The sequence below is a fragment of the Pedobacter flavus genome, assembly GCF_036324285.1.
Taxonomy (GTDB): Bacteria; Bacteroidota; Bacteroidia; order Sphingobacteriales; family Sphingobacteriaceae; genus Pedobacter; species Pedobacter flavus.
Genome location: NZ_JAZDQU010000002.1, coordinates 605126 through 629876, shown reverse-complemented (window position 1 = coordinate 629876; position 24751 = coordinate 605126). Strand labels below are relative to the sequence as shown.

The window sequence follows — 24751 nt, the reverse complement described above, 5'->3', positions numbered from 1 at the left end:
TCAAATAAACTAAACTTAATAACATGGAAGAAAGCGCTTCACTAACCAACTTCTTACCTTTTGCACTTGGAATAATTATGCTTGGATTGGGTTTAAACCTAACCATTAATGATTTTAAACGTGTAATTATCTATCCAAAAGCAGTATTTATTGGATTATTCTGTCAAATGATTCTTCTTCCTATTATTTGCTTTGGGATAGTCATCTTATTTAAGTTACCTCCAGAATTTGGAGTAGGATTAATGTTATTGTCGGCTTCTCCAGGTGGAGCAACGGCAAATTTATATAGTCATCTTTCAGAAGGAGATGTAGCTTTAAATATATCTTTAACAGCTGTAAACAGTGTCCTAACCCTTTTTACTTTACCATTTATTGTTAATTTTTCCATTAACTTTTTCATGGATTCGGATCAACGTATTCCTATGCAGTTTTCAAAGGTATTAGAAGTATTTGCAATCGTATTAATTCCTGTAATAGGTGGAATGGTATTAAATAAAATTGTCCCTAACTTTTCTAAGAAATTAGAAAAACCTGTGAAAATACTTTCAGCACTTTTATTAATCATCATCATCTTTGGAGCTGTATATAAAGAAAAGGACCAATTTATTGGATTCTTTAAAGAAGTGGGATTAGCAAGCTTAATTTTCAATATTCTAAGTATGGCAATAGGTTATTATGTGCCCAGCTTATTAAAAATCAATAAAAAACAAAGAATTGCAATTGGAATGGAAATTGGCATTCATAATGCCACATTAGCCATATATTTGGCCATGAATGTAATTGGCAACAGTAAAATGAGCATCCCCCCTGCTGTATATGGAATTTTAATGTTTTTTACAGCCGCTTTATTTGGCTACATAGTTAAATCATCCACAAAAGAAAAAACACTGATTTAAAATTTCAGCATCTACAAAACATCATTTTATATGAAATTCAAAAGCAGAAAAACTTTATTTCTGGGATTAATAATCTGGATAACCACCATATTACTACTATCCTATTCATTTATATTTTATTTTCAAGAAGGATTAAACAAGGAGTTTTTTATTTTTCTTTCCATTAGTTTAATTACAGTATCCTTTTTTTTATGGATATGGTTAGATACTTATTATGAAATCAAAGACAATTATTTACACTATAAATCCGGGCCAATATTTGGAAAAATAGAAATAGATAGGATTAAGAAAATAACAACCAATAAAACCATGTATGTGGGTTTAAAACCTGCATTAGCTACTAAAGGGTTAATTATTAATTACGATAGATATAGCGATATTTATATCTCACCTGTAACCCCTTGGTTATTCATAGAAACTTTAAAGAAAACCAATCCAAACATAATTATCGAAAAATAAGTTTTCTATAAACACCATGTTGTCTCATCACCCAACCACCCTTCATAATTTATTACCATACGATGGTACCGTATTGTATTATGGGAGAATAATGGCTAAAAAGATAGCAGACTATTATTTTAATCAACTTTTAGCCAATATAGAATGGAAAAATGATGAAGCAAAAATGTTTGGAAAGCATTATATCACAAAAAGGAAAGTTGCTTGGTATGGATTAGAGCCTTTTGAATACACCTACTCAAAAATCACAAAAAGTGCTTTGCCATATACTCAAGAACTTATTGAAATAAGCGAACTGATTTATAGATTGACAAACACCACCTACAACGCATGCCTTTTAAATTTATACCATAATGGATCAGAAAGTATGGCTTGGCATAGCGATGCAGAAAAAATGTTAAAAAAGAACGGAGCTATAGCTTCAATAAGTTTAGGTGCTGAAAGAAAATTCAGCTTTAAACATAAAGAAACTAAAGAAGTTAAATCTATATTACTCGAGCATGGAAGCTTATTAATTATGCAGGATGAAACTCAATCCCATTGGCTTCATAGGTTACCTCCAACAACAAAAATTGAAACTGAGCGAATTAACCTAACCTTCCGTACAATAATAAAAGAAAAAAGCAGCTAAATTATTGAGCCACCAATTTAGAGCAACTTCTATAAACATATTGCTGATAAATATGTCGCCTAGCAAATCTACCTGGAGAATCAGCATTAATTAGTTTTAAATAAATAGCTTTAGGAACATCAAAATATTCATAACTATTACCGTCTAAAAAGTCTATTTTCAAAACTTGTTGCTTGTATTCAAAATCAGCAATTGCTGAAGTAGTTGTGGTTAAAGTATATTCAGCAAAAGTTTCTGCTCTAGTTTCTTTTGAAATACTAACCAGGAAATGATAAGCCTCTATTACATCCTTACTCATATTCTCTGCTTCCAATTTAGCAGTTTCATTATCAGCAAATTTATCTGGATGCCACGTTTTCATTAAAGACCTATAAGTAGTCTTTAATTCTTTGAGAGAAGCTTACTCAGTAACCTGTAATAATTTTCTATAATCAACTATTTTTTTCATTCAAAAGTTCTAAAGAAAAAGCTAAAATGCTATTTTATTTAAGGTTCAAAGGTATGATTAATAAGCCAGTAAATAACTAAATCTATAATTAAATATTTGCAGAACAATAGTTTAATTATTTTATCTTAGAACTATGATCTCACAGACTTTAAAACCTATAAAAGGAAATCAAATCAAAATTAGTGTGTATGCTGCTATCGTTGTATTCTTAGCTTACACCATGATTTTTGGATTTAGAAAATCGTTTACAGTTGCCACATTCGATGGATTAGAGGTATGGGGTTATTCCTATAAAACCATATTGGTCATTGCTCAGGTTTTAGGTTATATGTTGGCAAAATTCTATGGGATTAAATATATAGCCGAGCTAAAAAGATCTGGCAGAGGCATTATTATATTAAGTATGGCGGGCATTGCTTGGTTAAGCTGGTTGGGTTTCGCATTAGTTCCAGCTCCTTACAATATTATTTTTCTATTTATAAACGGTTTTCCATTGGGTATGTTATGGGGTGTAGTTTTTTCTTATGTTGAAGGTAGAAGAGGTACAGATTTTATTGGGGCAGCTTTAGCGGTGAGTTTTATTTTCGCATCCGGATTTGTTAGAACGGCGGGTGGTTGGTTAATGCTCGAATTTGGTGTGTCTGAGTTTTGGGTGCCCTTTTTTACGGCATTCTTATTTGCTGGTCCATTATTGGTTTTTGTTGCACTTATGGAAAAAATTCCAGCTCCAGATACAAAGGACGAATTGGCCAGAATGAAAAGAACGAGTATGGATAAAAATGACCGCAAGAAATTTATAAAACAGTTTTTACCAGGTTTAATTGCCTGTATTTTAATCTATGTTTTTGCTACCATATTTAGGGATATTAGAGACAATTTTGGAGCCGAAATGTGGAAGGAAATGGGGTATTTTAATCAACCAGCCTTATTTTCTAAAACAGAAACGCCAATTTCTATCGCTATTCTAATTTTAATAGGTAGCATGGTGATGATTAAAAATAGCTATAAGGCATTTATGTATGCACATTTATTCATAGCAATCGGATTTATTGTAGCGGGATTATCTACTTTTTTATTTTTACGTTCTTTCTTAGAACCTATTTTCTGGATGACTTTAGTTGGTTTAGGCTTATATATGGTTTATATACCATTTAATTCAGTTTTTTTCGAGCGATTTATTGCCACTTTTAAATTTACCGGTAATGTAGGATTCTTGATCTATTTGGCAGATTCTTTTGGCTACATAGGAAGCATTGGCGTATTATTTAGTAAAGAAATATTTAAAATACAGCTTAGCTGGATAAATTTCTTTTCCAATAGTGTAATTGCACTTTCTATTGTTGGATTAATACTAACCGCTTTTTCAGCGTGGTATTTCACAAGGAAATTAAATAAAATTAAGGCGTAAGTCCGTTTACACTCGGTTTAAGATAATGCCTAATTAAGGCATAAAGCTCTCTATCGTTACCAGAAACAGCCAATTTAATATTATGGTTAGCATCGGTAATTACATAAGTAGGAAATTTAGTTATGCCTAATTTCTCTATAATTGCCTTCCCATTACAAATTAAATCTGTATGACTTACAGGATTATCCCTTAAAATACCCAATGCATCTTCCTTTTTCTCTGGTGTGATACTAATTAATAAAGATTTATTATCCTTCATTAAATTCTTTAAATGGGTATTAAGAATACTCATTTTATCTAAACAGTTATCGCATTCCTTATTCCAAAACACCAATACCAAAGATTTATTATTTAACTCCTCCTGAGAAAAAATAGGATGTAAAAATCTTGTATTTAATACATTACCTGGATTAAGAATTGGATTTTCTAACTTAAATTTCTCAGTTACAATCTCTACATCAATAGTTGGAAGTGGCTTCTGACTGGGCCTGTATGGATTTTTTGTTGTTCCAACCCTATAACCTATGGTATCTTGTGCGTAAGCAATACTACAAATACTAACTAATAATAATGTAATAAAAGTTCTCATAAAAATCCATTTAAAGGTTAACAACTCTGTTTATTAATCAATTATATTCAATAATTTTTTAAATAACAAAATTTTTACCAAAAATTACACTTAATTATCTTTTATGATGTGGTACTTGGGCAAGTTTGAAGATTGTGCATCAAACCAAATTGTATAATTATTTCCAGCGGTCATTAAGGATCCATCAATAGTTATAGATTCTAAAATACCTACAACGTTTGCCGTTAAATTGGTTCCTGCATCCATTAAAATATATGGACTTCCTGCACTATATTCAATATCGCTTTGAACTACCCCACCTGTTGCATAATTAACATTAATTTTGCCTGATAAGGTTGAACCAAGATGTAAAAATTTGACTTTAATTTTTCCTGCTGGCGGTAAAGATTTTTCTAAATCATAACCATTTATCTCATAAATACCAGCATTGTTCTTAATAAGAAAAACATTACTTACTGAACCAGAAAGCAAGGCCACATCTATAATAGCATTTGCAGTTGTAGAACCGCTATTGGTAAACCCTAACCTATTATAACCAGATTTACCTGCAACTACGGTTGATTGTTCTCCATAAACAATTGGTAAAGTGTTTAATTTAGTATTTCCTTGATAAAAATCTTGTGGACCAGACCCTTGCGCTGCATTAATCACCCTTAAAGTTAATGGTCCTTGAACTTCAGGCTCTAATTCGGTTTTTAAGCATGAGGTAAAAACTATTGAAAATAATACAGCAACAAAATATAAAACTTTAACTTTTTGATTTTTCATAGATCTATAAATTAATATAAATATCCTTATTTTTCTTTTAAATATTTATCTATCAAATATACAAAATCATCATTTTCAAAAGGCTTTTCTAGAATATCATTAAAGCCAAAATTATTGTGAGAATATAAAATCTTAGGATAGGCAGAAAATAAAATAACCGGTATATTTTTAGTTAAAACATGGGATTTTAAAAATTTACAAAGATCTCCCCCATTTTTACCATTAAGAATGTAATCTAAGAATATAATATTGGGGGCTAAATCCTGTACTAGTTTAATTATATCATCAAAGTCCACATGATATAAAACTTCGTAAGGTTTTTTACCTAAAATATTACGAATACCATCCACTATATCAGCATCATTATCGATAATTAAAATTCGTTTTTTCATGATTTTTGGATAGATATAAAAATATTTTGTAGGAACCTTTTAAACATATTCTGTATAAAATGGTTTTATTATTAATTATTTCGATCTATACGCTTCGAAATAAGACGAATTCTTACCTAAATTTAATAAGAAATATATTATGAAAAAAGTAATAGTTATTGTGTTCGGCCTATTTTTATGCAACATATTTTCTGCAAATAGTCAACAAATTAATATTTCGATTGGAAATGCACCTAATTGGGTACCAAGAGAAAAGGTAGTAGTTAGATATTACTATTTACCAGAAATAGAAAGTTATTATGATGTATCAAGAAGGCAATTTATTTATATAGAAAATAATAGATGGGTGTATAGATCATCACTGCCTATGAAATACAGAAAATATGATTTATACAAGGCTCCAAAAATTGCAAAAAAGATGGATAAACCTTATAAATATTTTGATAACGATAGAAAGAAATACCATAATATGAAAAAAAAGCCAAACCATCGCAAATAAGAACGATGATTTGGCTTTAAGAATTGAATGGTTAAATACTATTTAGAATTGGAGTTTAATAAAGTAACCACTCCATCCATTGTGGCTACTAAAACTAAATGATTACCCAAAGTATTCACCGTATTAACCATGGAGTTATCAATTTTATATGCCCAATTAGTATTGCGCTTAACGGGATCGAAAGAAAAAACGATCCCGTTTTTTGTTCCAAAAACATATTCATCGCCATTAGCAACAATCATAGATGGTACATGTTCGTAACCATAATTCATATTCAATCTCCAGCTAACTCCCTCATCAACTTTACCAGTTTTAAAGGCAACAATTTCATTATTCATGGTTTTGCCATATATTTCAGAACCATCATTAGAAATACCTATTGATTCGCGCACAGTAGTTGTAGCATTTCTCCATAAAGTAGTGCCATTACTTGCATCAATTGCAGTTAAAACTCTATCAGGAGCAGCAATATAAACTATACCATCTTTAGCCACAGGGGTTACCATTGCAGGCGAAAACATTCTATTTGCATGTCCATTATCCCATTCCCAAATCATCTTCCCTGAGTTTATATCTAAAGCATGTAATTTTCTACCCCATGACCCAAAAATTATCATATTGTTATAAGCTAAAGGCTTACCCACAATTGCACCTGGAACGCCACTAAAAGTCCATTTTATTTTTCCTGTGTTAACATCAATTGCCCTAAACTTCCCATCACTTGCACCAATATAGACTATGTTTTCTACCATAATTGGGCTACCCAAAACAGCTTTTTTGGCTTTTATTTGCCAAATTTTCTGTCCATTCTTTACATTTAATGCGTAGATATTACCATCACCTGAACCCAATATCACCCTATCTTTATAAATAACTGGTGATGAATAAATAGCACCCTTAGTTTTAAAATCCCAAATTAATTTACCAGTTTTAAAATCTAGAGCTTCTATAGTACCTAAACTATTTCCAATAACCACAATTTCATTATTTGTTGCAGGCGTTAAAATTACATTCGCTGAAGAATGATATTTCCAAAGCGGTTTAACTTTAGAATACAATGTATTTACATGATAAGAAGGTCTATTGATGAGTAACCCTTCGGTATCTGGTTTGGTATTAGTATTTATAGTTCTCCATAATTTTGATCCTTCTACGCCTGGTGTCTTTTCAGCAAATTCTACCTTACCATTACTCACAGTCACAATATTGTATCCCCCTATTTCTGCCTTTGCTCTTAAATTAGATCTACCCATTGTAGCAGGAATTCCTTCAAAATCTAATGCTCTATTTGCGTGACCATGACCACAAATTGCGTATTGAACATTATAGTTTTTTAACCTATCTAAAGCATCATACCAATTGTCTAATGAATTATCAGTAGGATAATGATTTACAAAAATTAAAGGCATATCCTTTGGTGTTTTATCTAAAACATCTTCTAACCACATCACCGCATCACGGGGAATATGTCCATCAGACATCCTTACATACGGACCAGAGGCACATCCTATAAACCTATAACCTTTATGATCAAAGTAAAACTTATCATAACCAAAAGCTTTAATAAAATCTACACCTCCAGATTCAGACCAACCGGTATCGTGATTTCCTGGAATAATATAAAAAGGTGTTTTTAATCCTTTAATGATACTTTTAGCCAATTTAATTTCGTCATTAGTACCCATTTCTGTTATGTCGCCCGTTAAAAGAACAAAATCTATATCTTTTAAATTATTTATATCTCTAACTGTTCTTTTTAGATCTTCTTCTCCTGTACTACCTCCAACATGCGTATCGGTCACAAAAGCATACTTAAACTCCTGAGCATTAACTTGAATAGCGAAAATTAATGCAAAAAATAAAAACTTAAACTTCATAATTTATGTGGCAACTTGTTCTTTAAATAACTGATTTAATGTTTCCTGAGCATCTAAAGTTAGGCCAGGATGTACTTTAGAGGTTTGAATAATTGTTGAGCGTGCTGCAGTTAACCATCTAAATCTAGATGCTTGATCTAATGATGCAATGGGTCCGCCAGATTTTGCACCAGCACAAATAGAATTAAACGACTGTAAATGGCGCTTTAATTCCTCTATATCTGAATCTTGATTAAATGATGAAATTCGCGCTTCATCAACTTTCACTAGGGCGCTTAAAAACTTTTGTTTAGCACAAAACAATACAACCCCTACATTTAAAAATTCTTCCCTTTCAACGCGAGGTACAAAACGAATTACAGCATACTCAAATATTATTCTTTCTGACATAATTGATGTTTTCTGTAAGTTGATTTATATTTTCTAACCTTATTTTAAAAAATCTCTTATAAGCATTTCTATGGGCTTCATAACTTTCGAACCCAAAATCCTTGCTAAGAAAAGAATCAGGAATAAGGTCAATTATAGAATTAACTACTTCTGGTGTTAATTTGGTAGAAAATTCTTCATTTACCTCATTTAATTGGGAAGCATTTTCTAATAAAACATGATCTTTAATTAAACTAAATGGCTTTGCAGCTTGTTGCTCATAATCTGTCCACGAATGATGAAAATAAAGAGAAGCGCCATGATCTATCAACCAAAGCTCCTTATTCCACATCAACATATTCGTGTTTTTGCACGTTCTATCCATATTCATTAATAAAGCATCTAACCAAACAATTTCAGAAGAAAGTTTGGGTGATAATTTATTAACTACAGGATCGAATGTAATAGAACCAGATAAGTAATGTAAACCTAAATTGGTGCCCACACTAAATTTTAATAAATCCTGAATTTCTTCATCGGGTTCAGTTCTTCCAAAACCTTCATCCAGATCTGCAAAAACGATTTCAGGAACTTTAAATCCCAGAAATCTCGCTATCTCTCCCCCAATTAATTCAGCAATTAAAGCATTGGTTCCTTGTCCGGCACCTCTAAATTTTATTACATACTTAAAATTATCATCTGCTTCTACTAAGGCAGGCATAGAACCTCCTTCTCTCAAAGGAGTAATGTAGCGAGTAATGTGGACCTTTCGTAGCTTCAACAAAATAATTAAAATTAAAATCCAAATATAGAGTTTATATATAGATTTGATAATAGAACTTTATTATCAAATCAATAATAATTCAAAAGATAAAAATAATAAGTAACTAATTATCAAATGGATAAAAAATAAATTTAAACCTTAATTAAAATTATGAGATTTCGGCAAACTTATTGCATCTTAATAATTATCAAAACTTTAAAAGTAAATTTATGGAAGGCAACAATAAAACTAATATCGCAACACTAATCATTGCGATTTCGGTAATTATAAGCGCGCTTATAGTTGGAAATGCATATAAATATAAATACAACGATAAAAGAAGAGTATTGGTAACTGGGAAAGCTGAAAAGAACTTTGTAAGCGACTTAATTGTATGGGAAGGCAACTATTCTAGAATTGCGATGGATTTAAAAAATGCTTATTCCCAATTAAAATCAGATGAAACAGCAATTCGTTCCTATTTAAAAAACAAAGGCTTGTCTGATAATGAAATCATCTTCTCATCTATAAACATCAATAAAATTTATAACCCTATTTATGACAACAATGGAAGAATGATTTCTAATAATTTTGGCGGCTATAATTTATTTCAAAATATTAAAGTAGAATCTAAGAACATAGATTTAGTTGAAAAAATAAGTAGAGAAATTACAGAATTAATTCAAAGTGGAATAGAATTTAATTCAACTGCTCCTTCTTATTATTACACCAAAATGTCTGAATTAAAAATCGATTTATTAGCAAAAGCCTCTAAAGATGCTAAAGATAGATCGGAGAGCATTGCCCAAAATGCAGGGAGCAGTTTAGGCGACCTTAAATATGCCAATATGGGTGTATTTCAAATAACTGGTCAAAATAGCAATGAAGATTATAGTTATGGTGGAGCATTTAATACCCATTCTAAAAACAAAACGGCAAGCATTACCATTAGAACAGAATATGCTTTAAAATAAATAAAGATTATTTTAATAAATTAAGGTATCACTATGTATTTAGTGATACCTTTGTTTTTTTTAAAAATAAATAATGGCAATACTCAATAAAAAAGAAGAAAAAATTGAAGCTGTATTAAGCAAACTACCCAACAACTATACACAAGAAGAATTTGTAAAAATGTTTATTCAAACATTTTCACATGAATGGGGGAAAATAAAAAGAGCCTACATTAAACAATCTCAAGATAAGGAACCTGGTACAGTAATAACTATGCCTAAACCAGAAGAATATTTAATTCAGATACTTGAACTATACCTTAAAAATCAAAATTAAAAATTCAGCAAATTATTTTGAATTATTCTCAACTTAGAGTTTATAATTTACTTCGTGATGATTTATTTTATATACATAAATCAATAAATTTACTGATATTATTAGTTGTATCAATTTCTCTACCTTAAATATTTGTTACTTATTAATAAATTTATAAACTTAGGTCAAAATTTAATCCTTGAAAAATAAAATTGTTTTACTTTCTTTATTCGCCTATTTAAGCGCTTCTACGTGCTTGGGCGAGTTTTTAAAGGTGCCCATTTTATTTAAACACTTTATAGAACATAAAAGTCTAAATCAAGAAATATCTTTTACAAAATTTCTTTATCAACATTATCAAGACGATGATGGAGACGATAATGATAACGAAAGAGATAAGCAATTACCATTTAAATCTATTGAACCATTTAACGTTGCCGTTAATACGGGTTTAATTTATAATACAACCTTAAAATTAAAATTTGCACCTAATATTAGCAAGGCAGATTTACAATTTTCAAACTATCAAGATTTAAAAATTCCATCCCCATTTTTATCTACTATCTGGCAACCGCCAAAGTATAGTTAATCATCAATATTATTAGAAAAAAGCCAATATTTCTATTGGCAAAATTAAATTTATACGTATCCTATTTTTTGAATACGTTATTTATAACCATTGAGATTATTATACCAACATGTTAAATCGAATAATTGGATTTTCCATTAAAAATAAATTATTGGTAGGATTATTTACCATAATTCTAATTATTTATGGAGCATTTGAACTCCGTAAATTACCCATAGATGCTGTACCAGATATTACCAATAATCAGGTTCAGGTTATCACCATTGCACCATCTTATGGCGCTACAGATATAGAAAGATTAGTTACTTTCCCTGTAGAACAAGCCAACAGTAATATTTCTGGATTAAAAGAAATAAGAAGTTATAGCCGATTCGGGCTTTCGCTAGTAACCATTGTATTTAATGATGATGTCGACATATATTGGGCACGCCAACAAGTAGCAGAGCGCTTACAATTGGTTCAGGCTGAAATTCCAAACGGGATTGGAACACCTTCCATGGGACCAATTTCGACCGGTTTAGGAGAAATATACCAATATGTTGTAAGGCCTAAAAAAGGCTATGAACATAAATATTCTATCACAGAATTAAGAACAATTCAAGATTGGATAATTAGACGTCAATTATTAGGTGTTAAAGGCGTTGCCGAAGTAAGTAGTTTTGGCGGTAAACTTAAACAATACGAAGTTGCCGTAAATCCGAATAAATTACAGTCGTACGGTGTAACCATAAACGATGTTTTTAAAGCATTAGAAGCCAACAATCAAAATACTGGTGGTGGTTATATTGAAAAAAGTGCTGGTGTATTGTACATCAGAAGTGAAGGTTTAATTACCAATGCCGAAGAAATTGGCAACATCAACATTAAGAACACAAAATCTAATACCCCCCTATTAATTAAAAATGTTGCTGATGTAAAAATCGGACATGCAACACGCTATGGAGCCCTTACCTACAATGATGAAGGTGAAGTTTCGGGTGCCATTGTAATGATGCTTAAGGGCGGAAATAGTAACGTTGTAATTAAAGACATCAAAGCTAAAATAGAAACCATTCAGAAAGCTTTACCAGAAGGTGTTGTTATTGAGCCGTTCTTAGATAGAACAAAAATGGTTGATAATGCCATTAATACGGTTAAAAACAATTTACTTGAAGGGGCTTTAATTGTTGTTTTTGTACTCGTATTATTCTTAGGAAATGTTAGAGCTGGATTTTTAGTGGCCTCTGTAATACCATTATCAATGCTATTTGCCGTAATTATGATGAACATATTTGGGGTAAGTGGGAACTTAATGAGTTTAGGCGCCTTAGATTTCGGACTAATTGTAGATGGTGCCGTCATAATTGTTGAGGCCGTCATGCATCAACTTATTCATTCAGGCAAATATCCCGGACTAAATAAACTCAGCAAACAACAAATGGATACTGAGGTAAAAAGTGCTTCTTCTAAAATGATGAATAGCGCTGTGTTCGGTCAGATTATAATTCTTATCGTTTATTTACCAATATTAACATTAGAAGGTATTGAAGGTAAAATGTTTAAACCAATGGCGCAAACAGTAGCATTTGCCTTAATTGGAGCATTTATTTTATCATTAACCTATATTCCTATGATGAGTTCTATCTTTTTGAGCAGAAAAACGGTCCATAAGGAGAATTTTTCGGATAGAATGATGAATGCTATTGGTGGTTTCTACAGAAAAGCATTACTTAAGTTATTAACCATTCCTAAAATTGTAATTGGTACAACAATTATCCTATTCATCATGGCCATTTTCACTTTATCGAGAATGGGTGGCGAATTTATTCCTTCTATTGAAGAAGGTGATTATGCTGTAGAAACAAGGGTTTTAGCGGGAAGTAATTTAAATACGACCATAGAGAATACGCAGAAAGTTGTACATATTCTTAAAACTAGATTCCCAGAAGTAGAAAAAGTAGTTACAAAAATTGGTAGTAGTGAGATTCCAGTTGAGCCATTACCAATGGATATGGGCGACATGATTATCACGCTTAAGGATAAAAAAAAGTGGACATCTGCAAAAACATTTGATGAACTTTCAGCTAAAATGACTGAAGCAGCAAAGGAAGTTCCAGGTGTAACAACCAGTTTTCAATTCCCGGTTCAAATGCGTTTTAACGAACTTATGACTGGTGCCCGACAAGATGTAGTATGTAAAATATTCGGTGAAGATTTAGATACTTTATCGCATTATGCCAAACAGCTGGGCAATATTGTAGGCACAGTTCCTGGAGCTGCGGATTTATATGTAGAAACCATTAGCGGTATCCCACAAATAGTTATAGAATACAATAGACCATTAGTTGCTCAATTTGGATTAAGTATTGAAGAAATAAATGATATTGTAAATGCAGCATTTGCTGGAAAAACCAGTGGATTGGTATTCGAAGGCGAAAAAAGATTTAGTCTAGTAGTACGTTTAGATCAAGATAATCGAAAAGATTTAGTCGATGTTCAGAATTTACTCATACCTACCCCATCAGGTAGCAGTGTACCATTATATCAATTAGCTAAGGTAGATTTTAAAGATAGTCCAAACCAAATTCAACGTGAAGATGCTAAAAGAAGAATTTTAGTTGGATTTAATGTTAAAGACCGCGATGTAGCTACTATTGTTGATGAATTAAGAACAAAAGTAGATGCTCAATTAAAATTACCTGCAGGTTATATCGTAACATATGGAGGAGCGTTCGAAAATTTAAATGCAGCAAAAGATAGATTAATGATTGCAGTTCCAGTATCATTAGGGCTAATTTTTGTATTACTTTATTTTGCTTTCAACTCTATTAAGCAAGGCTTACTAATTTATACAGCCATTCCATTATCGGCCATCGGCGGAATTTTCTTTTTAGCATTGAGAGATATGCCATTTAGTATTAGTGCAGGAGTTGGGTTTATTGCATTATTTGGTATTGCTGTACTCAACGGTATTGTACTGGTCGCAGAATTTAATCGATTAAAATCTAGTGGAGAAACGGATATGAAAGAAATTGTTTTAAAGGGTACGGCTTCTAGATTACGTCCTGTATTAATGACCGCTTCTGTGGCATCGTTAGGATTCCTTCCAATGGCCATTAGTTCTGGCGCAGGAGGCGAAGTACAAAGACCTTTAGCAACAGTAGTAATTGGCGGATTATTGATAGCCACCCTCCTAACATTGTTTGTATTACCTATTCTATATATAATTTTTGAAAAAGGACACAAACTTAAAAAGACGGCTATAGCACCTATAATCTTAGTATTGTTATTGGTGGGTTCTGGTGCAAATGCACAACAACCAATTGCCTTACAAGCAGCAATAGATAGTGCAAAAGCTAATAATTTAAACATTAAACAAGCTCATTTACAAGAAGCCTATTCAAAACAATTAATAAGTGCGGCCAATATTATGCCCAAAGCTCAATTAACAACTGAATACGGAAAATTCAATAGCAATTTTATTGATACTCGATTTGGCTTAACACAAGAATTTAGTTTCCCAACTGTTTATAAACGACAAAAACAAGTAAACGAAGCCGAATGGAAATATAGTGTATTGAAAACCAATATTCAGGAGGCCTTATTAATTAAACAGGTAAATGAAGTTTATTTTAAGCTAAAATATATTCACGATAAAGAGCAGTTATTATTAAATACGAAGGAATATTTCAACCAGTTTTTAAAAACAACTGAACTAAGATTAAAAGCAGGTGAAAGCAATGTTTTAGAAAAAACAAGTGCATCTACACAATTGGGAAGTTTAGAAATCCAATTAAATGCATTGTTACAGGATAAGAAAACATATCTACTTCAGTTTAATTTGTTGCTAAACACTAAAGCGTGGTATGAACCAAATTTCAAAGAAAAAAGCAGTTTAAATCCAATAAATTTAACTGAAAAAGTAGAACAAGATCATCCTATTTTAAAAGCACAATCTGAAATTAATTCTATTTATAAAGCTCAAACTCAATTAGAGAAATCTAAACTTTTGCCAGATCTTTTATTGGGTTATAATAATTTAAGCTTACGCGATGGAAATAACCTAACCGGTAAGGATAGGTTTAATTCTGTTCATGTTGGAATTGGTATTCCAATTTTTGGAAAGGGACAGAAATCTATGATTGCAGCGGCAAAAATTAATGAGAATATAGGAAATGCGCAGTTCGATTTAGAGAAGCAGAAATTAGAAACTGCCTATCAAGAAGCCATTGCAAAATACAAGCAAAGCCTTGCTGATGTTCAATATTTTGAAGAAAAGGGATTAAAAGATGCCGAAATCATAAGAAATACATTGAACAAACAAATGAGTGCTGGAGAAATAAATTATGTAGAATGGATTTTATTAAATCAGCAAGCATTAACCATAGAGAATAATTACCTGGATAGTAAAAATCAACTTATTCAGAATCAAATAGCATTAGAATATTTCCTTTATAAAAAGAACTAAAATGAAAATTCAATTTAACAGAAACATATTTAAAATATATTGTGCCCTATTCATCATAGGAACATCCGTGTTAGCTTGTTCGGGCAACAAAGAAGAACAAACAGAAAAAGCTACCCCGACCAATGAAAACGAAGTAACCTTAACCGACATTCAAATTAAAAATGCAGGAATTTCTACAGGAAATATAGAAGTTAAAGAAGTAAACTCTGTTTTAAAATTAAACGGAAAAATAGATGTTCCACCACGAAATATTATTTCAATTACCGTTCCTCTTGGTGGATATGTTAAGGCGTATAATTTATTGCCGGGTAGTAAAGTTACACGCGGACAAGTTTTAGCTACTGTAGAAGATCAACAGTATATTCAAATGCAGCAAGATTATTTAATGAATAAAGCCAAATTAGGATTTGCTGCAAAAGAAAAAGAACGTCAACAAATGTTAAATGCCGGTAAAGCAAGTAGCGATAAATCTCTTCAATTAGCTGAATCAGAATACAGCAGTATTAAAATTGCATTAAGTGCAATGGGCGAAAAATTAAAATTAATAGGTATTGATCCTAACAAATTAACAGAACAAAATATTACTCGTCAAATTAGCGTTCGTTCGCCGATAAATGGGTATGTAACTAAAGTAAATAGTAATATTGGATCATTTGTTAGTCCATCTGATGTACTTTTTGAATTGGTAAACCCTTCGAACATCCATCTTAGTTTAGTTGTATTTGAGAAAGATTTAAGCAAAATATTTATTGGACAAAAAGGTATAGCTTATTCTAATAACGATCCTTCTAAAAAATACAATACAAAAATTGAATTAATAAATACAAGCTTAGGTGAAGATAGAAGTGTAGAAGTACATAGCCATTTTATTAATGCTGATAAAACATTAATTCCAGGGATGTATATGAATGCAGAGATTATTTTAAACGATGCTTCAGCTAAAACATTACCAGAAAACAGTATCGTGAGTTTCGAAGGAAAGCCTTATGTTTTTATAGAAAAAGCTAAGAACACCTATGTTATGACACCTGTAGAAATTGGAGAAAGTGATAATGGATTTATCCCTGTTTATACCGATTTAGGTAACCAAAAAATTGTTATAAAAGGCGCTTATTCTATTTTAATGCAACTTAAAAATATCGTTGAAGAAGAATAAAATTTAAGCCCTTACAAAAATAGAAATGCCCTCGAATTTAATTTATCGAGGGCATTTTTAATTATCAGAATCTCAATATTTAAAATCACGCAGGTCTATTTTTCACAAATTTCCTTTAGTTTTTGTAAGGCTAATGGATAATTTTTTCTATAAAATTGTTCCATTTCATCATTACTATCGATTTCTACCGTCACTTTAACTAGGTTATTTTCTTTTGCGAATCTATAATTCTCATAAACGCCCGTCCAGCCTAAAGTTTTTGGACCTTCATAAACTTCCTGACCATCGTAAAGCACTCCAATATACTTTACAGAAATAAATGAAGAAGGACTATTTTCCTCTACCCTTCCTATTATTCCTGCTTTTTTTCCTTCATTATTAAAACAGGTAAAATATACTTTATCGTTCTTTTCCCAACTTCCTTCAAAATCTGAAGAAGGGTCGAAAACGGATGTCCAAATTTTAAAACTATTCTTCCCTATCATCGTATCAAAAACACGATCAAGATCTGCATCTATAAAAATATTAAACTCCAATCTTTTCATCCTTATTAATAGCTAATTGTAAAAATTCATTTAATCAAGATAACAGCTAACTTATCTTAATAAAACCTAATATATTAAATATTAACAACTTACAACTATAAATAATTACAATCGATTAGGAATGTCAATAAAAAGTAAATATATTTTACAAAATTATATTTCACACAATATAAATTTATATTTGTTCTATACTTTTATAACATGAAAGATATTTTAAACTTAGACAACCAAGTATGCTTTCCGATCTATTCGTTAGCTAAAGAAATGGTCAACCATTATCGACCATTTTTAGACGAATTAAACATCACCTATCCTCAATATCTAGTACTATTGGTATTATGGGAGGAAAAAGAACAAACCGTGGGTCAGCTTGGAGAAAAGCTATTTTTAGATACTGGCACCTTAACCCCTCTTTTAAAAAGAATGGAGCAAAAAGGTATTATCATGCGAACCAGAAGTGAAAAAGATGAGCGTGTAGTGAATTTAAAACTTACCGAACATGGAATAGGATTAAAGACAAAAGCATTAGAAATTCCAGGAAAATTAATGAAATCCATGAACGTATCCGAGCAAGAATTAATTGCGTTAAAAACTATAATCAATAAAATCTTAAATAAATAAAATGAACATTTTATATACAACATCAGCCACTGCTAAAGGAGGAAGAAACGGACAAGTAACCAGCGATAATCAAGTATTAAACCTTGAAGTGCGTATGCCAAAAGCATTGGGAGGAGAAAATGATAACTTCGCTAACCCAGAAATGTTATTTGCAGCGGGTTATTCAGCTTGTTTTGACAGCGCCTTAAATTTAATCATAAAGAGAGAAAAAGTAACCACTGGAGAAACTACAGTAACGGCAAAAGTTAGTATAGGTTCAACAGAAAATGGTGCATTTGGATTAAAAGCCGAATTACACGCCAATATTCCTGGTGTATCTTTAGAACAAGCCCAAACATTAATAGAAAAAGCACATGAAGTTTGTCCATATTCAAACGCAACAAGAGGAAATATGGAAGTAAAACTAACCGTATCCAATAAATAATTAAATTATGCATGAAATTGCTTCAATAATTACAGCCATTGTTGCCCTTGAGCATATTTACATCCTTTGGATGGAAATGTTTGCCTGGGAAACAGCAGGAAAAAAAGCTTTTGGAAAATCGTTGGACCATCAATTATTTAAACCTACAAAAGCTTTAGCAGCCAACCAAGGTTTATACAATGGTTTTCTGGCCGCAGGATTGATATGGACATTTTTCATAGAAAACCCAGAATGGAGTCAAAATATCCGTTTATTTTTTCTCGGATGTGTTGCCATTGCAGGAATCTATGGCGCCATAACTGCATCTAAAAAAATATTTTTCATTCAAGCGCTGCCCGCATTATTAGCAATTTTATTTATAATCTTATCAAACACATAATATGTCACTATTAGAAGATTTAAACTGGAGACATGCTGTAAAAGCATACGATCCTACTAAAAAAGTATCAGAAGAAAACATCCAAAAAATAATAGAAGCTGCTAGATTAGCGCCCACCTCATCGGGATTACAACCTTTTAAAATATTGGTAGTAAAAGACCAAAACATTAAAAACCAACTTGCAGAATCGGCTCTTAATCCAGATTGCATGAGAGAATGTTCGCATGTTTTAATTTTTGCGGCTTGGGACAGATATACAGCAGAAAGAATAGACAAAGTATATGATTTTACGACCGATGAAAGAGGATTACCTAGAGGAAGATTCAGTAGCTATACTGATAAATTAAAAAGCATTTACTTGGAGCAAAGTGCTGATGAAAATTTCGCTCATATTGCCAGACAAACCTATATTTCGTTGGGTATGGCATTGGCACAGGCAGCAGAATTAAAAATTGACACTACTCCTGTTGAAGGTTTCAGCAATAAAGCAGTTGATGAATTACTAGATCTTAAAAAATTAGGATTGAAAAGTGTTTCATTAATGTATGTAGGATATGCTGACCAAGAACGTGATTGGCTTACCCATATGAAAAAAGTAAGAACACCCCTATCGGAATTCACACTTGAATATTAATTTTCCAATAAAGGCTGGCTCATAAAATTGATCCAGCCTTTTTTCTACACTAAAAATAAGGCCATCATACAATCCCTAAATAACTCATTTGGCCAGAAACCTTACTTTTTAAAGTAATTCCATCCATTCATAAACCATAAACAAAAAAATATTTTAAAATAAACTTGCATAACTGTTTTATATCTTTAACTTTGCAATACAAAGTACTTTTAAATGAAAGAAACAGACATCTATTCGGAATTGAACTCCATAAGATCAATTATGGAAAGATCCACTAAATTTATCTCATTAAGTGGCTTATCGGGTGTTCTTGCTGGTATTTACGCCCTTACAGGTGCATTTATTGGTTATAACATCATCTACAAAGATGGTAATGAACTTGGTGGTAGTCAGCTTTATATTGATGCCAGCAATGGCTATAAAATAGTACTTACAGCTATTATTATTTTAGCTGTTTCTATCCTAACCGGATTTATACTTTCCATTAACCAAAGTAAGAAACTCGGACAAAATTTCTGGAATGCCGGGAGTAGAAGATTATTCGGGAGCTTAGCCATACCATTAGTTGTAGGCGGATTATTCCTATTAATCTTAATGTACAATGGCGATTTTCAATACATAGCCCCTACCTGTTTAATATTTTATGGATTAGCCTTAGTTTCGGGCAGTCAGTTTACCTATTCTGATGTAAAATATTTAGGATTCTTAGAAATTATCCTTGGATTTATTTGTGCCATATTCCCAGGATATGGAATAATTTTTTGGGCAATCGGATTTGGCGTACTTCATATTTTATATGGTACCATCATGCATCTAAAATACAAACAGTGAAATATAACTTAGACCAATTCGATAAAGCTTTTGAAAACCGTATACGCCTTCAGATTATGAGCGTATTGGTTGCCAATGAGCAATACGATTTTAATTCATTAAAAGATTTACTAAAAGCTACCGATGGTAACTTGGCTTCCCATCTTAAAGCTTTAGAAAAAGAAGGCTATATATCTGTTAACAAGTCTTTTATCGGTCGAAAACCTAATACTCAATATGCGGCTACCCCACTGGGTAAACAAGCATTTTTAAAACATTTACAATCACTAGAAAATTTAATAAAACAACAACTTATTTAAAATTATTTTTTTATCTATTTACTTTGAAACACAAAGTACTTTCAACCTAAAATTATGGAAATACATCAAAACCAACCTACCACACCTTCAAAAAGCAGTTTCTTCGACACCATGCTTTTTAAAATCTTCCTCATCGGATTTATTACCATTCTCTTGTTAATTCCATCAGCTTTAATTCAAGAATTGGTTATAGAGCGACAAAACCGTCAAACCGAAGTAATTAAAGAAGTAACCGACAAATGGTCGACCGACCAAGAAATTGCTGGTCCAGTACTAGTGCTACCCTACCAACAAACTGTAACCACCACCGAAGATGGGAAAACAAAGGCAGAACAAATAAAAACTAACATTTATATCCTTCCTGCACAGTTAAACGTGCTGAGCGATGTATCACCAGAGTTATTACATAGAGGAATATACGATGCTGTAGTTTACAACGCAAAAATTAAAATTCAAGGTAATTTCCCTGAGTTAGAATTAAAAAAATCTGGCATCAACACCGCTAATATCGACTGGAAAAATGCGAGAATGGTATTTGGATTATCCGATTTAAAAGGATTAAAAAACAACCCTACCATACAAATATTGGATAAACGACTAGAAGCCGAACCAGAATTTTCGGGCATTAAACTTTTTGCAAAAAATTTAAGCATCAATCCAGAATTAGAAAATTTAAAACTGAGCCAAATCCCCTTTCAATTCGAACTTGATTTAAGGGGCAGCACCTCCTTACAATTCCTACATTTAGGCAAAAACACCCATGTACAAGTAAAAGGAAATTGGGGAAATCCGAGCTTTACAGGTCGATATTTACCTGATTCAAGAGCCGTTACTAATAGCGAATTTAACGCCCAATGGAAATTACCTGCTTACAATCGTCCTTATCCGCAGCAATGGATAGAGCAAGATGCCATACTCTCTAGCCTACAAAAAACAGAAGATAAAACAACTGTAAAAGAAGATCAGAATGCCATATTTGGGGTTAAATTTATTCCGGCAGTAGATCAATATCAACAAACCTTAAGAACCGCTAAATACTCATTTTTGGTTATACTGCTAAGCTTCATCGCCTTACTATTCACCGAAATATTATTGAAAAAGAAAATCCACATTATTCAATACATATTGGTTGGTGCGGCCATGACTGTCTATTATGCTTTATTATTGGCTTTCTCGGAACAAATTGGATTCGATTGGGCATACAGCATTGCATCCATAGCCACCCTGCTATTAATATCTACCTTCATTTATTTGCTATTTAAAAACATTAAACCTGCAGCCATATTTGCAGCTATACTCGCAGTATTCTACACATTCATCTATACCATAGTCCAGCTCCAAGACCTTTCAATTTTAGTAGGTAGCATCGGATTATTTGTCATAATTGCAGTGATTATGTACTTATCTGCAAAGATGGATTGGTTTAAAAATTAAATCGAGAAGGGGGATTAATTCCCCCTTTTTATATTTATTTAATCAACTTTTAGGGTAAGTCCCACTTAGATAATACCATTGATTATCCACCTGTTCAAAAACAGAAATTTCGTGGTGAATATAAGATTTTCCATCTTGCTTAAAATACGCTTTAAACTCCACCACATTTCCGTAAGCTTCTACAATTTCTAACCCATCCCATAAATTAGAATTGGCCCAATTTTCTATATCTTCAAAAGCATGTAGCTTTCGGACACTTGGATGAGTAGTCTGCACCAAATAATCAATTTCCTTTACAACATAAGCCGCATACCTAGAACGCATAAGTTGCTCCGGCGACTGCGCAACAGCCTTTTTCAAATGCAATGGCCTACAACAAAGCGCATAAGGATTTCCACTACCGCATGGACATAAAACAGACATAAAATTCTTGGTGGTTAGTTGGCTAAATTAGTAAAAATGGGGAATATGGGGAAAATATAGACTGTAAGAAAATTGCGCTTAATTGAATAATAAATGCAATCCGCAAAAAATCTATTTTAAAATGATCTATATGGGGTTATGAAGGCATGGCCTGGCATAGCGACGCTGAAAAAGAACTAAAGAAAAATGGCCCCATAGCCTCCCTAAGCTTTGGCGCCGAAAGAAAATTCGCCTTCAAACACAAAGCCACTGGTGAAAAAGTCGACCTCCTCTTAGCCCACGGCAGTTTATTAGTGATGAAAGGCAGCACCCAAAAACATTGGCTGCATCGCTTACCGCCTAGTTTGCGAGTTTTTGGGCTGAGGGTTAATTTGACTTTTCGAGTAATGGAGGGGTGAATAATATGTATTAGCTATTTTATCCTAGCACCTTCTGAAAAACACCTATAACTTTAAAATTATGCGTTTCTTCGTTCCTTAATACAATCGGCTCAAAGTTTCCAGTGGATAAAGGTTTTAGAGTAATCTCTTCATGCCTCCAACCCTCTTCGTCTGTAGTTTTTTTACTGTTATATTCTTTTATAGTATAATTAGCACCAATTTCTGAATCAAAAAAGGAACTACCCTCTACAAGTGTAATCAAACCATTTCTACTACCTCCAGCATATTTTCTAAATAAACAAATACTGCCATTCGGTATAACTTTATTCATTGATTCTCCTACTACTTTACAGGCAAAATAATCTTGATGCAGAGAAAATTCTGGTAAGTCAATATACTTAATATCTTGAACCGTTTGAAAATCGGAAAAACTACCAGCCGCTATCGATAAATCATAAAAGGGAACCGATGTACTTGTGGGTTCCGATAACACTTCAACTAGTGGTTTATGTTCTTCTGCATTATGATTTTTGATGAATTGGGATAAATAAGTTCTTAGATTTTTATTGCATACATATATATAAGTTCCTTCTATTCCCCTAAGAAGGATAGTTTTATAAATATTGATAATATAATCCAACAAGACCTTTTCATCTTTAATGGAATTCTTACCATTTTTATCTTTATAATTTTCTTTGATAACAATAAACTCACCCTTTTCAAAATCATAATCTAATTCTGGGCCAATAATCACGCCAGTATAATTTAAATCATAACCTTGTGTGGTATGAATGCAACCTACTTCATTAATAGCATTAGTGGAGTTTATCCAATCCACGGCAGTACTATTCCACTTTAATTGGGTTTCTCCTATTTTTATATCAAATGCTTCAGGATCTTTATTAGAAATCCATTCCCAAGCAAAACCAGCTATCATTCTTGATAAACCTACATTCTTATCCTTTCCTTTTATCTTATCAACCATTTTTTGAAGGTCATCAAATAATTGAAAGTCATAAAAACCAATTTGCGTATTTAAGGCTTGTTTATCAATTAATGGATTGAAGATATTATGAATGAATTGAACATACTGAACCCCTCCTTTAACTCTAAATTGGGTAAACAATTTTTCGTTTCTTGTAGTTTCAGCATGTTGCAGTTTATAAAATCTTTCAGGAGATGTATCTGAAGGTTTAATAGACTGAAATTGATCATAAAATATAATAGACTTACTACTCTGAATTTCTATCCAATCTAATTCGGATGCATTAATTTTATCTAAGCCTAGGCTATCACAATTTCTATCAAATGTGCCATAGTAAGAACCTAAATTTTGTCTTTTACGTAAACGGTGACCTTCATCTACAATCAGCAAATCATATTTTTGCTTGACTACTTCAGAGGGCCCTATAACCATTTTGCTCGATAAGCCTTTTATATTTTTAAATACATTGGAGATAGTTTGCCTGAAAGATGCCATTGGAATCACTAAAGCCATTTTAATTGCTGTATATTTTTCTTTTACAGCTTTTAGCAAAGCAAAAACTTCTTCATCTTGCTCATCAAAGTCAGAAAAATTAAAATCCTTTAAATCGGTATTTAATAGCTTAAATAAAAAAATTGCTAATATCGATTTACCAGTTCCAGCACCTCCTTGAATTAAACTCACTTTTGCCTTATCATCCAACAAACAGCTTAAAATAATTTTTAAGCCCTTAATTTGTTCCTTAGATAAGGATTTATAAGGTGAGTACTTAAATAAATCTGAATTATCAAGATAATCTAAAGAGTGTCGAGCTATGCCTAATTTTCGAAGTTCGGACCAAATGTCTTTAAACAAATCCCAATAAACTTCTCTTTTTTGATAATATTGATGATTAACAATTCCTAAGTTTCCGTTTTGAAGACTGTATTTGCCATCTGCAGCAATGTATTGTATTAGGTTTGACTCTAAATCTAATGTAGCTGATTTATTAAACAGCTCACTAACAATAAGATTAGCTGTCTTCAGATTTACTTTTTTAACGGACTTGCAATGCGCCTTAAGGCGGTTAATAATGTCAGTGGTTTCTCCAACATAAGCCTCTGCTTTCCCTGCTATCTTTCTTTGATCTTCTTCTAAAAAATAAACTAATGGATAATTTAAATAAGCTAAATTTTCTTCAATGAGATTGGATTCAAGCTGATTGTCTAAAGGATACTGATAAACACTAAATTTCAT

General features: G+C 32.0%; 28 protein-coding genes and 1 pseudogene. 18 read left to right on the top strand and 11 right to left on the bottom strand.

Annotated elements, in window-relative coordinates:
• Positions 1–23: 23 nt before the first annotated feature.
• The 3 genes from VRU49_RS08895 to VRU49_RS08885 are packed head-to-tail and all read left to right on the top strand — an operon-like array spanning position 24 to position 1986.
• A complete protein-coding gene (locus tag VRU49_RS08895) occupies positions 24–896 on the top strand; it encodes a bile acid:sodium symporter family protein (RefSeq protein ID WP_330146425.1) in 873 nt (290 codons plus the stop codon).
• 30 nt (positions 897–926) lie between these two features.
• Positions 927–1355 (top strand): PH domain-containing protein, encoded by a 429-nt coding sequence (locus tag VRU49_RS08890; protein WP_330146424.1) that lies wholly within the window; start codon positions 927–929, stop codon positions 1353–1355.
• 16 nt (positions 1356–1371) lie between these two features.
• Positions 1372–1986: an alpha-ketoglutarate-dependent dioxygenase AlkB family protein gene (locus VRU49_RS08885; RefSeq protein ID WP_330146423.1), complete on the top strand. Its 615-nt coding sequence runs from the start codon at positions 1372–1374 to the stop codon at positions 1984–1986.
• Between the two features lies 1 nt (position 1987).
• Here the strand turns inward: VRU49_RS08885 and VRU49_RS08880 are convergent, their stop codons facing one another.
• Together VRU49_RS08880 and VRU49_RS08875 are read right to left on the bottom strand one after the other, a co-directional pair.
• Positions 1988–2269 carry a KTSC domain-containing protein gene (locus VRU49_RS08880; RefSeq protein WP_348528034.1) on the bottom strand — a complete coding sequence of 94 codons (282 nt, stop codon included), beginning with the start codon at positions 2267–2269 and terminating at the stop codon, positions 1988–1990.
• Positions 2246–2374, bottom strand: a pseudogene (locus VRU49_RS08875) (DnaJ domain-containing protein); the annotation flags it as partial. The pseudogene VRU49_RS08875 and the gene VRU49_RS08880, both read right to left, overlap by 24 nt.
• A gap of 193 nt (positions 2375–2567) precedes the next feature.
• Here VRU49_RS08875 and VRU49_RS08870 point away from each other — a divergent pair.
• On the top strand, positions 2568–3842 hold the full coding sequence (locus VRU49_RS08870; protein WP_330146422.1) for a DUF5690 family protein: 1275 nt from the start codon (positions 2568–2570) through the stop codon (positions 3840–3842).
• Here VRU49_RS08870 and VRU49_RS08865 read toward each other — a convergent pair.
• The 3 genes from VRU49_RS08865 to VRU49_RS08855 form a co-directional block, all read right to left on the bottom strand.
• Positions 3832–4431 (bottom strand): TlpA family protein disulfide reductase, encoded by a 600-nt coding sequence (locus VRU49_RS08865; protein WP_330146421.1) that lies wholly within the window; start codon positions 4429–4431, stop codon positions 3832–3834. The two genes, VRU49_RS08870 and VRU49_RS08865, sit on opposite strands and share 11 nt — an antisense overlap.
• 90 nt (positions 4432–4521) lie before the next feature.
• Positions 4522–5199, bottom strand: coding sequence for a DUF4397 domain-containing protein (locus VRU49_RS08860; protein WP_330146420.1), 678 nt, complete (start codon positions 5197–5199; stop codon positions 4522–4524).
• A gap of 26 nt (positions 5200–5225) precedes the next feature.
• Positions 5226–5591: a response regulator gene (locus VRU49_RS08855; RefSeq protein ID WP_330146419.1), complete on the bottom strand. Its 366-nt coding sequence runs from the start codon at positions 5589–5591 to the stop codon at positions 5226–5228.
• 139 nt (positions 5592–5730) lie between these two features.
• Here VRU49_RS08855 and VRU49_RS08850 point away from each other — a divergent pair, with 139 nt between their 5' ends.
• Complete coding sequence (locus VRU49_RS08850) at positions 5731–6090, top strand: hypothetical protein (RefSeq protein WP_330146418.1); 360 nt, start codon at positions 5731–5733, stop codon at positions 6088–6090.
• Between the two features lie 38 nt (positions 6091–6128).
• Here the strand turns inward: VRU49_RS08850 and VRU49_RS08845 are convergent, their stop codons facing one another.
• The 3 genes from VRU49_RS08845 to VRU49_RS08835 are packed head-to-tail and all read right to left on the bottom strand — an operon-like array spanning position 6129 to position 9057.
• Positions 6129–7967 carry an outer membrane protein assembly factor BamB family protein gene (locus tag VRU49_RS08845; protein ID WP_330146417.1) on the bottom strand — a complete coding sequence of 613 codons (1839 nt, stop codon included), beginning with the start codon at positions 7965–7967 and terminating at the stop codon, positions 6129–6131.
• 3 nt (positions 7968–7970) lie between these two features.
• Complete coding sequence (locus tag VRU49_RS08840) at positions 7971–8357, bottom strand: DUF3037 domain-containing protein (RefSeq protein WP_330146416.1); 387 nt, start codon at positions 8355–8357, stop codon at positions 7971–7973.
• Complete coding sequence (locus tag VRU49_RS08835) at positions 8335–9057, bottom strand: HipA family kinase (RefSeq protein ID WP_431311602.1); 723 nt, start codon at positions 9055–9057, stop codon at positions 8335–8337. Before VRU49_RS08835 ends, VRU49_RS08840 begins: the two co-directional genes overlap by 23 nt.
• A 272-nt stretch (positions 9058–9329) precedes the next feature.
• Here VRU49_RS08835 and VRU49_RS08830 point away from each other — a divergent pair, with 272 nt between their 5' ends.
• The 5 genes from VRU49_RS08830 (at position 9330) to VRU49_RS08810 (ending at position 16560) form a co-directional block, all read left to right on the top strand.
• Entirely contained in the window at positions 9330–10073 is a 744-nt protein-coding gene (locus VRU49_RS08830) for an SIMPL domain-containing protein (RefSeq protein ID WP_330146415.1), read from the top strand.
• A 73-nt stretch (positions 10074–10146) separates the two neighbouring features.
• Entirely contained in the window at positions 10147–10389 is a 243-nt protein-coding gene (locus VRU49_RS08825) for a hypothetical protein (RefSeq protein ID WP_330146414.1), read from the top strand.
• Between the two features lie 178 nt (positions 10390–10567).
• Entirely contained in the window at positions 10568–10957 is a 390-nt protein-coding gene (locus VRU49_RS08820; protein WP_330146413.1) for a hypothetical protein, read from the top strand.
• A 109-nt stretch (positions 10958–11066) separates the two neighbouring features.
• On the top strand, positions 11067–15404 hold the full coding sequence (locus tag VRU49_RS08815) for a CusA/CzcA family heavy metal efflux RND transporter (protein WP_330146412.1): 4338 nt from the start codon (positions 11067–11069) through the stop codon (positions 15402–15404).
• Between the two features lies 1 nt (position 15405).
• A complete protein-coding gene (locus tag VRU49_RS08810; RefSeq protein ID WP_330146411.1) occupies positions 15406–16560 on the top strand; it encodes an efflux RND transporter periplasmic adaptor subunit in 1155 nt (384 codons plus the stop codon).
• 95 nt (positions 16561–16655) lie between these two features.
• Here VRU49_RS08810 and VRU49_RS08805 read toward each other — a convergent pair whose 3' ends face one another.
• A complete protein-coding gene (locus VRU49_RS08805) occupies positions 16656–17105 on the bottom strand; it encodes an SRPBCC domain-containing protein (protein ID WP_330146410.1) in 450 nt (149 codons plus the stop codon).
• Between the two features lie 201 nt (positions 17106–17306).
• Between VRU49_RS08805 and VRU49_RS08800 the strand changes: the two genes are divergently transcribed.
• The 7 genes from VRU49_RS08800 (at position 17307) to creD (ending at position 21727) form a co-directional block, all read left to right on the top strand.
• Positions 17307–17726, top strand: a complete 420-nt coding sequence (locus VRU49_RS08800; RefSeq protein ID WP_330146409.1) for a MarR family winged helix-turn-helix transcriptional regulator — start codon at positions 17307–17309, stop codon at positions 17724–17726.
• Position 17727: 1 nt separating this feature from the next.
• Entirely contained in the window at positions 17728–18150 is a 423-nt protein-coding gene (locus tag VRU49_RS08795) for an organic hydroperoxide resistance protein (protein WP_330146408.1), read from the top strand.
• Positions 18151–18157: 7 nt separating this feature from the next.
• On the top strand, positions 18158–18529 hold the full coding sequence (locus VRU49_RS08790; RefSeq protein WP_330146407.1) for a DUF1304 domain-containing protein: 372 nt from the start codon (positions 18158–18160) through the stop codon (positions 18527–18529).
• Between the two features lies 1 nt (position 18530).
• Positions 18531–19163: a nitroreductase family protein gene (locus VRU49_RS08785; RefSeq protein ID WP_330146406.1), complete on the top strand. Its 633-nt coding sequence runs from the start codon at positions 18531–18533 to the stop codon at positions 19161–19163.
• A gap of 213 nt (positions 19164–19376) precedes the next feature.
• A complete protein-coding gene (locus tag VRU49_RS08780; protein WP_330146405.1) occupies positions 19377–19994 on the top strand; it encodes a hypothetical protein in 618 nt (205 codons plus the stop codon).
• A complete protein-coding gene (locus VRU49_RS08775) occupies positions 19991–20293 on the top strand; it encodes a winged helix-turn-helix domain-containing protein (protein WP_330146404.1) in 303 nt (100 codons plus the stop codon). The genes VRU49_RS08780 and VRU49_RS08775 overlap by 4 nt, the downstream gene beginning before the upstream one ends.
• A gap of 54 nt (positions 20294–20347) precedes the next feature.
• The gene (gene creD, locus VRU49_RS08770; RefSeq protein WP_330146403.1) at positions 20348–21727 is read left to right on the top strand and encodes a cell envelope integrity protein CreD; all 1380 of its coding nucleotides are present in this window, start codon (positions 20348–20350) and stop codon (positions 21725–21727) included.
• A gap of 42 nt (positions 21728–21769) precedes the next feature.
• Here the strand turns inward: creD and VRU49_RS08765 are convergent, their stop codons facing one another.
• Positions 21770–22150, bottom strand: a complete 381-nt coding sequence (locus VRU49_RS08765) for a YchJ family protein (protein ID WP_330146402.1) — start codon at positions 22148–22150, stop codon at positions 21770–21772.
• A 146-nt stretch (positions 22151–22296) separates the two neighbouring features.
• Between VRU49_RS08765 and VRU49_RS08760 the strand changes: the two genes are divergently transcribed.
• Positions 22297–22548, top strand: a complete 252-nt coding sequence (locus tag VRU49_RS08760; RefSeq protein ID WP_330146401.1) for an alpha-ketoglutarate-dependent dioxygenase AlkB — start codon at positions 22297–22299, stop codon at positions 22546–22548.
• 19 nt (positions 22549–22567) lie between these two features.
• Here VRU49_RS08760 and VRU49_RS08755 read toward each other — a convergent pair whose 3' ends face one another.
• Positions 22568–24751 (bottom strand): DNA/RNA helicase domain-containing protein, encoded by a 2184-nt coding sequence (locus VRU49_RS08755; protein ID WP_330146400.1) that lies wholly within the window; start codon positions 24749–24751, stop codon positions 22568–22570.